Genomic DNA, 13054 nt, shown 5'->3' with positions numbered 1-13054 from the left:
ACAGACCGCTCCTGTGGGGACCTGTGGCAGCCCACATCCGGGTCGGATGGCCCTGTCTCGCAGCACGTCGGCTGGCGTTGGCTGGAGTCGACGGAGTCCGATGTCCAGGGAGGCCGACCGTGACCACCACCGCACCCAGAGCGACCGCCGAGCCGAACGACGGATCGCGGGGCCGCGAAGCGAGCGGCGCCGACGCCTTGACCGCCGATGGCGGGATCATCCGGATCCGTCCCGTGCGCGCCGTCGACGAGCGGCCACTGACGGCGTTGTACGAGCGGGCCTCCGTCCGCAGCCTGCGGATGCGGTTCTTCATGGGCCCCAGCCCGGCGACGATCACCGCCGAGGTCGAGCGGCTGTGCCGGGCGGCGAGCCCCGACCACGAGGTGCTCGTCGCGACCGAAGCCGGCGCCATCGTGGGCGTCGCGTCGTACGAGCGTGGCGGCGACGTCGAGCGGCGGGCCGAGTTCGCGGTCTTCGTCGACGAGCAGCAGCACGGGCGGGGAATCGGCACGTTGCTGCTGGAGCATCTGGCCGCTTGTGCCCGCGCGCACGGCGTGGCGGAGCTCGTGGGTGACGTACTGCCGGGTAACAGTCAGATGCGCCTGCTCGCGCACGATCTCACCGCACGATCGTGGTCCCGCTTCGACGACGGCGTCATCGACGTCGGCATACCGACCGGCGTCGACGAGACGACGCAACGCACGATGGACGAGCGGCAGCGCGCCGCGGAGCGCGCGTCGCTGCGTCCGCTGCTGGCGCCGCGCTCCGTGGCGGTCGTCGGGGCGGGACGTCGGCCGGGCGGCATCGGCCACGAGACGCTGCGGGCGCTGCGGGAGTACGCCTTCACCGGCGAGCTCTACGCGGTCAACCCCTATGCGACCGAGATCGACGGGGTCCCCGCGTACCAGTCGCTGACCCGGGTCCCGGGCCACGTCGACCTCGCGGTGATCGCCGTGCCGGCCGAGGCCGCCGTGGGCGCGCTGGCCGACGCCGCCGAAGCCGGCGTGCGCGCCGCGGTGGTGCTCACCTCCGGGTTCGGGGAGGCGGGCGCACAAGGGCGCGCCGGGCAGACCGAGCTCGTCCGGATCGCCCGCGAGCACGGCATCCGGCTGGTTGGACCGAACTGCCTCGGCATCGTCAACACCGACCCGGCCGTGCGGCTCAACGCCAGCTTCACCCCGACCGCACCGCCGCCCGGCGGCCTCGCCGTGGCCTCCCAGTCCGGCGCCGTCGGCATCGCGCTGCTGGACCACGCCGCGCGCACCGGCTGCGGCGTGTCCACCTTCGTCTCCCTGGGCAACAAGGCCGACGTCAGTGGCAACGATCTGATCGCCTACTGGTACGACGACCCCGCCACGACCGCCGTCGCGCTCTACCTCGAATCGTTCGGCAACCCCCGCACCTTCGCCCGCACGGTGCGAGCTCTCGCCCGCCGCAAGCCCGTGCTCGCGGTCAAGAGTGGCCGCTCCACCGCCGGGCAACGCGCCGGCGCCTCGCACACCGCCGCGGCCGCCGCCCCGGACGTCACCATCGAGGCGCTGTTCGCCCAGGCCGGCGTCATCCGCGCCGACAACCTCGGCGACCTGCTCGACACCGCCCGACTGCTCACCGGCCAACCGCTGCCGGCCGGCAACCGGCTGGCCATCGTCGGCAACGCCGGCGGGGTCAACGTGCTCGCCGCCGACGCCGCCGAGCCCGCCGGCCTGATCGTGCCGCCGCTGAGCCAGGGGCTGCGCGAGCGGCTCGCCGCCGCAGTGCCGGCCGCCGCCGGTCACGATAACCCCCTCGACCTGGGGGCCGGCGCCACACCGGAAGCGTTCACCCGGGCCGCGCGGATGCTGGCCGACAGCGGTGAGGTCGATGTGCTGCTGGCCGTCGTGGCCGCCACTCGCGCCAACGACGTGTCCGCGACCCTGGCCGCGATCGCCCCCGTGATCGACGCGCGCCCCGAGCTGACCGTCGCCGCCGTCGTCATGGGCATGACCGACCCACCGCCGGTGCTCGGTGCGCGCCGCGCGCCGGTCTTCGACCTGCCCGAGCGTGCCGTGCGGGCCCTCGGCCAGGCCGCCCGCTACGCGGCCTGGCGACGCGAGCCGCTGGGGGCCCGGCCCCGCCTGTCCGATTTGAACACGGCGGACGCCCGCGCCGCCGTCGTCGAGGCACTGGCCGCGGGACCGGGCTGGCAGCCGGCGGACCGCACCGCCCGGATCCTCGCCGCGTACGGCATCCCGCTGCTCACGACCGTAACCGTGACCGACGAGCGCAGCGCCGTCGACGCGGCGGCCCGATTGGGCTACCCCGTGGCGCTGAAGTCCGCGGACGCGCAACTGGTGCACAAGTCTGACACCGGTGGCGTGCAGCTCGACCTCACCGACGCCGCCCAGGTCCGCGCCGCGTACCGCACGGTCACCGCCGCCGGGCGCCCCGGCACCGGAGCACTGGTCCAACCCATGCTGCGCGGGCATGTCGAACTGGGCGCCGGCATCGTCCACGACCCACTCTTCGGATCCCTGGTCATGACCGGCCTCGGCGGCGTGCACACCGACCTGCTCGGCGACCGCGCGTTCCGGCTCGTGCCGATGACCGACCTCGACGCCCGCCGCATGTGGCAATCCCTGCGTGGCGCACCGCTGCTCACCGGCTACCGCGGTGCCCCACCCGTGAACACCGCCGCCGTCGAAGACGTGCTGCTCCGCCTGGGCCGCCTCGCTGAAGACCTACCCGAGGTCGCCGAACTGGACCTCAACCCGGTGTTTGTCAGCCCCGACGGGGCGCTCGCTATCGACGCCAAGCTCCGCCTGGAACCCATCGGCACCGAACCCGACCCCACGCTGCGGCGCCTACGCCCCGTCGCGTGAGCCCGTCCACGCGCATCTCAATGGAGGCTCTCATGACCACCCGACCGATCCTCGTCGGCTACGACGGATCCCCGCAGTCGCAGACCGCGCTGACCTGGGCCCTTGACGAAGCCGCCCGCACCCACGCGCCCGTGCTGCTGGCGTACGCCTTCGAATGGTTTGCCGTCGCCGCACCGATCGCACCCGAGGTCGCCAACTGGCCCGACGCGACCGCGCGCCGCGACGCCGAAGCGATGGTCCATGTCGCGGCCGCCGAGGCCGCCGAAGCCCATCCCGACGTCACCATCACCGGCGTGCTCGTCGACGGACCGGCGGCCGTCACGCTCACCGAGAAATCCCGGCAGGCCTCCCTGGTGGTCCTCGGCAACCGGGGACACGGCGGCTTCGCCGACCTCCTCGTCGGCTCCACCAGCGTGGCCGTCTCCGCGCACGCCCACTGCCCCGTCGTCGTGGTCCGCGGCGAGCCGACGGAGCGTCGGGGGCACATCGTGGTGGGCGTCGACGGCTCGCCCTGCTCGCTACTGGCGCTGGGGTACGCCATCGAGCAGGCCACCGAGCGGGACGTGCACCTGCACGTGATCCGCACCTGGACCCCACCGCCGCCCCAGTACACCCCGCTCACCTACGACCCCGCCAAAATCAGCGCTGCCGAGCGGGACGCTCTCGACGACCTGCTGCGCAACTGGAGGGACAAGTACCCGCAGGTTCAGGTCACCGCTGAAGTCGTCGCCGACAGCCCCAGCCGCGTCCTGGTCAACGCCAGCCGCAACGCCCAACTTGTCGTCGTCGGTTCCCGTGGCCGCGGCGGATTCCGGGGCCTGCTCCTCGGCTCGGTCAGCCAGCAACTGCTGCACCACAGCCACTGCCCTGTCGCGGTGGTCCGGGAGATGCCAACCGCCACCGCGGCGTCCGACGATGCCTGACCCAGGTTTCCGGCCAGGGACCTCGGTCCCTGGCCGTCCGGGCCACAAGACTCTGCCGCGACCGCGTCGCACCAGCCATCGTGATCATGCGAGCCGCTCACGGGCGGCCGGATTGGGGATCAGTCATGACAACGCGGGAGCCGCTTCCGACCGTGCAGCTACAGGGTCACGGCGAGGGGTGCGACGAGGTAGCCGACTACGCCACCGGGAAGGTACAGGTCGCACTGCAGCACTCGCCCGCGCGCGTGTTGTTCGCCCGCCTGCACCTGGACTCGGCGGCGACGCCGCACACCGCCGTGGCCCGGGTCCATGTCGACGTCAACGGCACCGACGTGCACGCCCGGGCCGAGGCGCCGACACTGCGCGAAGCGGTGGATCTCATGCAGGACCGCCTACGCGGGCAACTCGCCCGCTTCGGACGGCACTGAGCACTGTGGTTCCGCCCGGCGGGGCCGGGCGGACCCACAGTGCCGGATCGCCACGGCGAAGCTGCGGTATCGGAACGGAGGAGACCTGGCGCATCACCGGATCGTTGAGGGACGCGACAGAGAGGCTTTTCGTCATGTACGCGAGCCGCCTCTGCCCACACAGGTCTGTCAGCGGCGAGACCGAGCGGGGACTCCGTTGCAACGACGACTTCCGCCTCGTTCGGTCGCTCGTGCCGGATGTGCTGCAGTGCCGTGCTTGTAGCATTCGAGCATGTCCGCGACAACAACCCCTCCGACCAGCGACAACGAGCGGGAGAGCCCGTCTCTCGGCCTGACGCCGCTGTCGCGGGTGCGCCTCGATGAGCTGTTGCAGGAGATGCTCGACCGGGTCGGCGAGGTCGTCACCAGCCGAGAGCGACTGCGGGCGCTGCTCGACGCGGTAGTTGTCATCGGCACGAACCTGGATCTGCGCAGTACGCTGCAGCGGATCGTGCAGGCGGCCTGCGAGCTGGTCGGGGCCCGGTACGGGGCACTGGGCGTGGTCGGGCCGGACCGGCTATTGACGGACTTCATCACCCACGGCATCGACGCCGAGACCCACGCGCTGATCGGTGACCTGCCGCACGGGCGCGGCGTGCTCGGGCTGCTCATCGCCGAGCCGCACCCGGTGCGGATGCCCGACATCACCCGACATCCGCAGTCGTACGGCTTCCCGCCGAACCATCCCCCGATGCACAGCTTCCTCGGTGCCCCGGTCCGCATCCGCGAGCAAATCTTCGGCAACATCTACCTGGCGGAGAAGCAGGGCGCGGACGAGTTCACCGAGGACGACGAGGAGATCGTCGTGGCGCTCGCAGCGGCGGCGGGTGTGGCGATCGAAAACGCTCGCCTCTACGCCGTGGCCCACCGGCGCGAGCGGTGGCTGGCCGCCGCCGCCGAGATCACCGGTGTGCTGCTCGGGGAGGTCCGGCGTACCGACGCCCTGAGGCTGGTCGCCCGCCGGGCACGCGAGGTGGCTGAGGCCGAACTGGTCCTGGTGCTGCTCTACGACGAGGACGCCGACCAGTTCACCGTCGAGGTCATCGACGCGGCGGCTAGTGAGGCTGCGCAGCTGCTGGGAACCGTCCTGCCCGCCACCGAGACCACCTTCGCCGCATCGGTGACCGGCCGCCGACACGCGGTGATCGAAAGCCTGGCAAAAGCGGCGCCCTGGCCGATCCCGGTGACCGCGGGACCGGCCGTGGTGTCGCCGCTTGCCGCCGGCGGCATTCTGCACGGCGTGCTGATCGTGGCCCATCCGGCCGGTCACACGCGGCAGAGTGACGACGACGTGCCGCTACTGGCCAGCTTCGCCGGACAGGCGGCGCTGGCGATGGAACGCGCCCGGGCGCAGGAGGAGCGGGAGCTGCTCGTCGTCCTGGAGGATCGGGAGCGGATCGCGCGTGACCTGCACGATGTGGTGATTCAGCGGCTCTTCGCGACCGGCCTGCAGTTGCAGAGCACCGTGCCGTTGACCGTCCGAGCCGACGTCGCCAAGCGGATCAACGCCGCCGTCGATGACCTCGACTCCACCATCCGCGACATCCGCCGAGCGATCTTCGAGCTGCGTACGCCGATGAGCGCCGCGCTGCGCACCGAACTGCGCGACACCGTCGAGGCGGCCGCCGGCCCGTTGGGATTCCGGCCGAAGCTGGAGACGTCCGGCCCGATCGACAGCGCAGTGCCCGATGCTGTTCGCCCGGACCTGCTCGCGGTGCTGCAGGAGGCGCTCTCCAACGCCGCCCGCCACGCCCACGCGAGCCGGGTCACGGTGGGCGTGCAGGTCGAGGCCGGCTGCCTCACGCTGACGGTCCGAGACGACGGCGTCGGCACGGACCCGGCGGCCGCCCGCGGCGGGCTGATCAACATGCGTGAGCGCGCGGCTGGTCACGGCGGGGAGTTCGAGGTACAGCCGAATGAGCCGTCGGGCACCGTGCTGCGCTGGAGTGTGCCGCTGCGCGACTGACCGGGGCGTCAGCGGCGCTCGCCCAGCAGCCGCGTGGCCAGCACCGCCGCCTGCGTGCGCCGCTCCAGACCCAGCTTCGCGAGCAGGCTGGAGACGTAGTTCTTCACCGTCTTCTCCGCCAGGAACATCTTCCCGGCGATCTCCCGGTTGGTCAGCCCTTCGGCGACGTGCTCCAGGATCCGCCGTTCCTGCTCGGTGAGCGCCTTGAGCTCGCGCGGCTCCTCCACTCCCGAGCGGATGCGCTCCAGGACGCGCTGCGTCACCGCCGGGTCGAGCAGCGACTGCCCGGCCGCCACCCGACGCACCGCGTCGACGAGATCGTTGCCGCGGATCTGCTTGAGCACGTACCCGGCGGCACCGGCCATGATCGCCGCGAACAGCGCCTCGTCATCCTCGTACGACGTGAGGATCAGCCCCTTGATCGAGGAATCGACGGCCCGTATATCGCGGCACACATCGATGCCGCTGCCATCGGGCAGCCGGGCGTCGAGGATCGCCACATCCGGACGCAGTGCCGGGATACGTCGCGTCGCCTCCTGCGCCGAACCCGACTCACCCACCACCTCGATGTCCCCGGAACTTTGCAGCAGGTCGGCCAGGCCACGGCGGACGACCTCATGGTCGTCAAGAAGAAAGACACGAATCACCTCCTATTTCTACCGGACGACCGCGCTGGACTGACCAGGGCCAAAGGTCCTTCTGACCCTGGCAGTACCGCCCCTCCCGGCGGGTCCGCTCGCGCGCGACCCCTTCGCGGTGCCCCGCCACGGCCGATTCGGGCAGCATGGCGGGGGCAGGTAGGCCCGGGGGGACGGGACGTGCGGCACTGTCCGCATCCGGCGTACGCGGGACAGCCTTGGTGTGACATCAGCGAGGAGGATCCCCGATGACCAGTACACCCGCAACGCCCCAACCCGCCGAGATCGTCACAGCGCTGACCCAGGCTGCCCAGCAGGCCCTGCGCGCGCCGTCGGTGTTCAACTCCCAGCCGTGGCGGTGGCGCATCACCGCAGACACGCTCGAGCTGTTTGCCGACCCGGACCGGCAGCTGACGGTCATCGACCCCGAGGGGCGGCTGCTGCTCATCAGCTGCGGGGCAGCGCTGCATCACGCGCGGGTCGCGTTGGGCGCGGCCGGGTTCCAGATCGAGATCGCACGGTTTCCCGAGCGCGATGATCCCGACGTGCTGGCCCGCATCCGCGTGGTCGCACGGCAGGATCCGGCCCCGGAGGACCTGCGGCTGTATGACGCGATTCCCCTACGACGCACCGACCGACGCGGGTTCGGCGACACCCCTGTGCCCGCCGCGGCGTTGACCCGGTTGCGCCTGGCGGCCGAGGCCAACGACGCCTTCCTGCACATGGTGCGGATGGATCAGATGCCGATGCTCGCGATCGCCACCGCTCAGGCCGCCGCGACCGAGCTGGCCGACCCGGCGTACCGGGCGGAACTGATGCGGTGGACCAACCGGCCGGCGGACAGCGGCGACGGGGTCCCGCCGTCGACCGCGGTGCGGCAACGCTCACGGCGGGTGCCGATCCGCGACTACGCGCTCGGCGCGGAGCCCGGACTGGAGATGGGCGAGGAGAACGACCGCGGCGCGACGTACGCGATCCTCTTCGGCCAGCAGGACGAGCGCGCGGCGTGGCTGCGCGGCGGGGAGGCGCTGTCGGCGCTCCTGCTCACCGCCGTCGTCGAAGGCCTGTCGGCGGCGCCGCTGAGCGACGCGATCGAACAGACATGGCCGCGCCGGTTGATGCGCGACCTGCTGGCGGGAATCGGCGAGCCCTACCTGGTCGTGCGGCTGGGAGTGGGGGCGGATCCCGCCGGCCTGCCGCCGGTGCCGCACCGCGACCCGGCCGAGGTCATCGAGGTGACAGCAAGGAGGTGAAGGGCCGTGCGACCAACCATCGTGGTAGGTCTCGGTGGCGGCGGAGGCTGGCACGCGCTGGCGTGGGCGACCAACGAGGCGCTGTCGTCCGGCGCGCGCCTCGTGCTGTGCCACGCCTGTCGACCCGACTCGGTGTTGGCCAGCCGCGGTCCGGCCGCCCCGACCGGCCTGCCGGAACTGGTCGATCCCGCCCTCGCGCGTGCGGTCACCAGCGCCCGCACTCGCCTGGGCGGCGACCGGGTCACCCTGCGTGTTCTGCCGGGCCGGCCCGAGCACCTGCTCGTCGAGGGTGCCGCTGACGCCGTCGCCGACGGGGCCCTCGACGGTGCGGGCTGCCCCGTCGCGGTCGTGCACGACTGGGACACGCAAGGAGGACAAACATGCTGACCGTGGCTTTCACCGAGAGCGACCTGCGAGCCGCGGTGTCCGCGGCGATCCGGGCGCCGTCGCTGCACAACAGCCAGCCGTGGCGGTTCCGGCTACGCGACGGGGGCATCGAGGTGCTCATCGACCCGAGCCGGGCGCTGCCGGTGGCCGACCCGAGCGGCTGGGGCACCCGGCTGGCCTGCGGGGCGGCCGTGTTCAACCTGCGCCTGGCGCTGGCCGTCGCCGGCAGCCCCGCCGACACCCGGCTGCGACCGTACCCCGGGCAGCCCGAGGTGGTGGCGCGGCTGACACCCGCCCGGCCGCGACCCGCCACACCCGGCGAGCAGAGCCTGTACGCGGCCATCGCCCGCCGGCACAGCAACCGCGCACCCTTCTGGCCCACCCCCGTCCCCGCCGACGTGCGGTGGCGGCTCATCGAGGCCGCCCGCGCCGAAGGCGCCTGGCTGGAACTCGTCATCGGCCCGACGGCCGTCGGCGCACTCGGCGAGATCGCCCACAGCGCCAACCGCGTCCTGGAACGGAACCCCGACTACCGGGCCGAGGTCGCCCGGTGGACCCGCGACAGCAACGCGTGTGACGGCGTACCGGTCGACGTCGGCGGCCCCGCCCCCGAACCACAGGACCTGCTCCCCGCGCGGCCGTTCGCCGTGCACACCCGCGCACCCGGCCGCGACTTCGAGCCCGAACCGCTCGTCGCGGTCCTCGGCACCCCCGGCGACACCGCCACCGACCAGATCACCGCCGGGCAGGCCCTGCAGCGGGTGCTGCTCACCGCCACCGCCGCGGGCCTCGCCGTATCGATGCTCTCCCAACCCATCGACGTGCCCGCCGCCCGCGAACAACTGCGCCTCGCCCTCGGACGGTTCGGCACGCCACAGATGGTCATGCGCATCGGATACGGCGAGCCGGGCTGGCCCACACCCCGCCGTGACGCCCCGGACGTCATCGACAGCGAATCGGAGGAACCATGAAGAAGCCCGTCATCGCCGGTGTTGACGGATCGGCCGCCAGCGTCGTCGCCGCCGAACACGCCGCCTCAGCGGCCGTCAGCCGGTCGTTGCCCCTGCATCTCGTCCACGCCTACCTGCACCCCTTCGGATATGGCGTCGGGATCGACCCGTACGCGGTCGGACTGCCCCACCCGACGCCGGAAGCCGAGCGCATGCTGGCCGAGACCGCCGACAAGTTGCGCGCGAGCTGGCCCGGTCTGACGGTCGAGACGCGTCAGGTCCCGGGTGGTCCCGCCGTCAGCCTGATCGACGAGTCGCGACACGCGGAGCTGGTGGTGGTCGACAATCGGGGGTTTGGAGGGTTCTCCGGACTGTTACTCGGCTCGGTCAGCGCGCAGGTCGCCGCGCACGCGCACTGCCCGGTGCTCGTGGTGCGACCACCGGACCGGGCGTTGTCGTCGTCTGCGCCCGTGGTGGTTGGCGTCGACGGCTCAGCCGGCTGCGTGCCGGCACTGCATCTCGCCGCGGACGAGGCGGCTCGGCGGAACACCAGTCTGATCATGATCCACGCCTGGTCGCCCGAGGCGTCGCAAACCATGCACGACACGGACGCCGACGCCGCCCGGGAGATGGCAGCTGGCCTGCTCGCCGACGCCGCCGCACACGTCCGCGAGCGGCACCCGACGCTCACGCTCGAGCAGCGGCTGCTCGACACCCCTACCCCGGAGCGCGCCCTGGCAGAGGCCAGCCAGGACGCTGACCTGGTGGTGGTCGGCGCGCGCGGGCGCGGGGGGTTCACCGGTCTGCTGCTCGGCTCGGTCAGCCAGGCCCTGCTGCACCACGCGCACTGCCCCGTGCTGGTCGCGCGCCCGCACCCGCATTCGACCTGACCATCTCCGGTGGCCAACCGGCCCCAGCCACGACAGGTCGAAAGTCCCGGTCCACTGAGGACCGCCGGCCCTGCCACCTCCGTCGTTGGAAGCGTGGAATAAAGGTAGCTCCGGACGATCACATCGGAGCACTGAGAGAGGACGTGACGACCATGACCGCGATGGCCGAGCGGCACACACGCCGACTGACCGCTCCGGCGGTCAACCAGCCCACCGAGACGACCCGCCAGAAGGCCACCCGGTACGTCTGGGCCGCCGTCCGGTTGGCTCTGGGCTGGACCTTCCTCTGGGCCTTCCTCGACAAGACCTTCGGCCTCGGCCACAGCACGGAGGCGAAGGCCGCCTGGATCAACGGCGGACACCCCACCCAGGGCTTCCTGAAGTTCGGCGCCGCCGGCCCCTTCAAGGGCTTCTACAACGACATCGCCGGCGCCGCCTGGGCCGACTGGCTGTTCATGGCCGGCCTCGCCGGTATGGCCGTCGCCCTGCTGCTCGGCATCGGCCTACGGGTCGCCGCGGTCGCCGGTGGCCTGCTCTACGTGATGATGTGGACCGCCGTCCTGCCCCCGGAGACCAACCCCTTCCTGGACGACCACCTCATCAACGCCACCGTCCTTACCGGCCTCGCCCTCATCGCCGCCGGCGACACCCTGGGCCTGGGCAAGCTCTGGGCTCGGCTCCCGCTCGTGCAGCGGATGCCCTGGCTGAAGTAACACCGACACCGACAGGCGGGCCGGGCGCAACTGCCCGGCCCGTTACTGGTGTCTGCGCCGGCCCCGCGGCTCCGTTGCGTTGGGCGTTGGCATGATCGAGGCAGGCTTGACCGGTGAAGCTGTCGATCCTTCCTCGCCCGTGGCTGCCTCCGACGTCGGCGTTCGCTGGTTCCGGTTCCCACCAGAGGTGATCGTTGTCGCGGTGCGCTGGTATCTGCGGTTCAATCTGTCCTGTCGCGACGTTGAAGAACTGCTGATCATCACCGGGCATGCCTTCATCCAGAACCTTCGCCGCGGCCACTACGAACTCGGACTCGACGCACCACCGGCCCTGCGGATCGCCGCCGCGTTCACCGAACTCGCCCAAGCGATCTGACCGCCGACCCGGCGGGTTCAACACGTCCGCCGGTTCCACAACGCAACGGCGCCGTACCGCATGTCTTGAAAGGCGTCCAACCGCGCGGTAGTGGCGGTGCTGGTTCGGGCACCTTTCGCGCCGGCGGTCGAGGGGGCTTGACCTTCGGCGGGGTCAAACGGCGGTGAGCAGTGCGTCCAGCGGCTCAGGCAAGGTATTCCGGTCAACTGCCGCCTCGACGAGCAGCCGTGCGTAGCGCAGGTTGCGGTGCGAGCTGCTGCGCACGAACCGGTACATCTGTGCCTCGGGATCCCGGCCGCGCCAGGCGGGCTGGCTCTGAAACGAGCGGAACGATCGGAGGTCGCCCTGGGAGTCGAAGAGCCCTTCGACCCGTGCGGTGCCCACGGCGCGGATCAGCTCGTCCTCCAGGTCGTTGACGCAGACGTAGAACCCGAGCTGTTCCATGTCGGTGCGGGTGCGGGGTGAGCCGACATGGGTCGCGACCAGTCCGCGTCGGAACAGCTCCTCCTCACGCAGGTCGCACAGACCGGCAAGTCGCACCTGGGCACGCATCGGGCCGAACCTTGTCAGGAAGCGGCCGATCGCGTGCGCTCCGCCGATCGGTACGATCACGACGCGCTCCGCCTCGAGATCCCGGCCGCGGCCCACGGCGGCCGTTTCCAGCGCGATCTGGTCGCTGATGCCCTCTACGAGCAGCACGGCCACGGCGGACTCGACCTTCGCCAGGGCGTGGGCCGTCGCCCGGATCGAGGCGGCATTGCCACCCAAGTGGCCATCGAACGCCCCGCGGGCAAGCTCACTGCGATTGGTGACATCCATGGTGGTTTCCCGCTCTGGTTGTGATGGCATGAAACCCCCGCACGTGCCGGGAACCGACGTCTCCGGCGCACACCGGTTTTCCGCACCTGTGGTCGGCTATCTGGTCGGGTGGGTTACTGGCCGACGCGTCCATCGATCCGCTCGCGCAACAAGTCGACATGGCCCATGTGGCGGGCGTACTCCTCGATCATTCCGACCAGCACCTCGCGCAGCGACATCGGCCCTCCGCCGCTTCCGTGCTGATTCAAGGGATCGTCGCCGGTGATGTCGAGACTGGGCGCCTCGGCCACGAACCGCGTGGCGAAGTCCACCTCCGCACGCCATGCCTCCCACGCCTGCGCAACCACCTGCGGGTCCGGCACAGCACCATCGAAATCACCGTCACGATCGGTGTCGGAGCAGAACAGCCGGGGCACGTCCTGTCCCGCCATCAGCTTCCGGAACGTCGCACGCTCCACCTCGGCCAGGTGTCGCACCAGCCCCAGCAGCGACATCGTTGACGGCTCGACGGAACGCCGCGCCATTGCCTGCGCATCAAGACCTGCGCATTTCAGCTCCAACGTGAGGCGTTGACAGCGCAGGGCTTCGGCCAGCGTGCTGCGCTCGTCGCCCAACCTCGGTCCGTTCTCACGCGGGTCGTCGTCATGCGGCTTGCCGTCCGCGGTGAACATGTCGGCTCGTCGGGTTTCGGCCATGGCCACAATCATCAATTGACGTACGTACCGGCCACCAGCAATTTACCGACGGCCTGGCCCACCGCGTCCGGTGGCCTGCTCGGGCCGGGTCGTCTGGCGTGGTGACCACCTCGCGGTTG

General features: G+C 71.5%; 12 protein-coding genes and 1 pseudogene. 10 read left to right on the top strand and 3 right to left on the bottom strand.

Features of this window, described 5'->3' with window-relative positions; genetic code table 11:
* Nucleotides 1–119 precede the first annotated feature (119 nt).
* The 4 genes from AB0J06_RS05155 (at nucleotide 120) to AB0J06_RS05140 (ending at nucleotide 6214) form a co-directional block, all read left to right on the top strand.
* Entirely contained in the window at nucleotides 120–2858 is a 2739-nt protein-coding gene (locus AB0J06_RS05155; RefSeq protein ID WP_357424799.1) for a GNAT family N-acetyltransferase, read from the top strand.
* A 32-nt stretch (nucleotides 2859–2890) separates the two neighbouring features.
* Nucleotides 2891–3781, top strand: a complete 891-nt coding sequence (locus AB0J06_RS05150) for a universal stress protein (protein ID WP_357424797.1) — start codon at nucleotides 2891–2893, stop codon at nucleotides 3779–3781.
* Between the two features lie 125 nt (nucleotides 3782–3906).
* Nucleotides 3907–4209, top strand: coding sequence for an HPF/RaiA family ribosome-associated protein (locus tag AB0J06_RS05145; protein ID WP_357424795.1), 303 nt, complete (start codon nucleotides 3907–3909; stop codon nucleotides 4207–4209).
* 271 nt (nucleotides 4210–4480) lie between these two features.
* Nucleotides 4481–6214 carry a GAF domain-containing sensor histidine kinase gene (locus AB0J06_RS05140; protein WP_357424793.1) on the top strand — a complete coding sequence of 578 codons (1734 nt, stop codon included), beginning with the start codon at nucleotides 4481–4483 and terminating at the stop codon, nucleotides 6212–6214.
* 8 nt (nucleotides 6215–6222) lie between these two features.
* Here AB0J06_RS05140 and AB0J06_RS05135 read toward each other — a convergent pair whose 3' ends face one another.
* Nucleotides 6223–6861 (bottom strand): response regulator transcription factor, encoded by a 639-nt coding sequence (locus AB0J06_RS05135; RefSeq protein ID WP_357424791.1) that lies wholly within the window; start codon nucleotides 6859–6861, stop codon nucleotides 6223–6225.
* A 239-nt stretch (nucleotides 6862–7100) separates the two neighbouring features.
* Between AB0J06_RS05135 and AB0J06_RS05130 the strand changes: the two genes are divergently transcribed.
* The 6 genes and pseudogenes from AB0J06_RS05130 to AB0J06_RS05105 form a co-directional block, all read left to right on the top strand.
* Nucleotides 7101–8105: a nitroreductase gene (locus AB0J06_RS05130; protein ID WP_357424789.1), complete on the top strand. Its 1005-nt coding sequence runs from the start codon at nucleotides 7101–7103 to the stop codon at nucleotides 8103–8105.
* Nucleotides 8106–8111: 6 nt separating this feature from the next.
* On the top strand, nucleotides 8112–8492 hold the full coding sequence (locus AB0J06_RS05125; protein WP_357424787.1) for a universal stress protein: 381 nt from the start codon (nucleotides 8112–8114) through the stop codon (nucleotides 8490–8492).
* Nucleotides 8489–9463 carry a nitroreductase family protein gene (locus AB0J06_RS05120; RefSeq protein ID WP_357425061.1) on the top strand — a complete coding sequence of 325 codons (975 nt, stop codon included), beginning with the start codon at nucleotides 8489–8491 and terminating at the stop codon, nucleotides 9461–9463. The genes AB0J06_RS05125 and AB0J06_RS05120 overlap by 4 nt, the downstream gene beginning before the upstream one ends.
* A complete protein-coding gene (locus AB0J06_RS05115; RefSeq protein ID WP_357424785.1) occupies nucleotides 9460–10332 on the top strand; it encodes a universal stress protein in 873 nt (290 codons plus the stop codon). Before AB0J06_RS05120 ends, AB0J06_RS05115 begins: the two co-directional genes overlap by 4 nt.
* A 161-nt stretch (nucleotides 10333–10493) precedes the next feature.
* A complete protein-coding gene (locus AB0J06_RS05110) occupies nucleotides 10494–11045 on the top strand; it encodes a hypothetical protein (RefSeq protein WP_357425059.1) in 552 nt (183 codons plus the stop codon).
* Between the two features lie 265 nt (nucleotides 11046–11310).
* Nucleotides 11311–11421, top strand: a pseudogene (locus tag AB0J06_RS05105) (IS6 family transposase); the annotation flags it as partial.
* 153 nt (nucleotides 11422–11574) lie between these two features.
* On the opposite strand, the gene AB0J06_RS05100 reads toward AB0J06_RS05105, so the two are convergent.
* Together AB0J06_RS05100 and AB0J06_RS05095 are read right to left on the bottom strand one after the other, a co-directional pair.
* On the bottom strand, nucleotides 11575–12126 hold the full coding sequence (locus AB0J06_RS05100; protein ID WP_357424783.1) for a TOPRIM nucleotidyl transferase/hydrolase domain-containing protein: 552 nt from the start codon (nucleotides 12124–12126) through the stop codon (nucleotides 11575–11577).
* 227 nt (nucleotides 12127–12353) lie between these two features.
* Nucleotides 12354–12935, bottom strand: a complete 582-nt coding sequence (locus AB0J06_RS05095; protein WP_357424781.1) for a DinB family protein — start codon at nucleotides 12933–12935, stop codon at nucleotides 12354–12356.
* Between the last annotated feature and the right edge of the window lie 119 nt (nucleotides 12936–13054).

The organism is Micromonospora sp. NPDC049679 (assembly GCF_040659735.1).
Classification (GTDB): domain Bacteria; phylum Actinomycetota; class Actinomycetes; order Mycobacteriales; family Micromonosporaceae; genus Micromonospora_I.
Note: the sequence above shows the minus strand (reverse complement) of the source record. Positions and strands in the feature narration are given on the sequence as shown.

Excerpts from the sequence above, each read along its gene's own strand:
- AB0J06_RS05150 (WP_357424797.1), top strand. The coding sequence starts at position 2,891 with ATGACCACCCGACCGATCCTCGTCGGCTACGACGGATCCCCGCAGTCG.
- AB0J06_RS05145 (WP_357424795.1), top strand. The coding sequence starts at position 3,907 with ATGACAACGCGGGAGCCGCTTCCGACCGTGCAGCTACAGGGTCACGGC.
- AB0J06_RS05140 (WP_357424793.1), top strand. The coding sequence starts at position 4,481 with ATGTCCGCGACAACAACCCCTCCGACCAGCGACAACGAGCGGGAGAGC.
- AB0J06_RS05130 (WP_357424789.1), top strand. The coding sequence starts at position 7,101 with ATGACCAGTACACCCGCAACGCCCCAACCCGCCGAGATCGTCACAGCG.
- AB0J06_RS05115 (WP_357424785.1), top strand. The coding sequence starts at position 9,460 with ATGAAGAAGCCCGTCATCGCCGGTGTTGACGGATCGGCCGCCAGCGTC.
- AB0J06_RS05110 (WP_357425059.1), top strand. The coding sequence starts at position 10,494 with ATGGCCGAGCGGCACACACGCCGACTGACCGCTCCGGCGGTCAACCAG.
- AB0J06_RS05095 (WP_357424781.1), bottom strand. The coding sequence starts at position 12,935 with ATGGCCGAAACCCGACGAGCCGACATGTTCACCGCGGACGGCAAGCCG.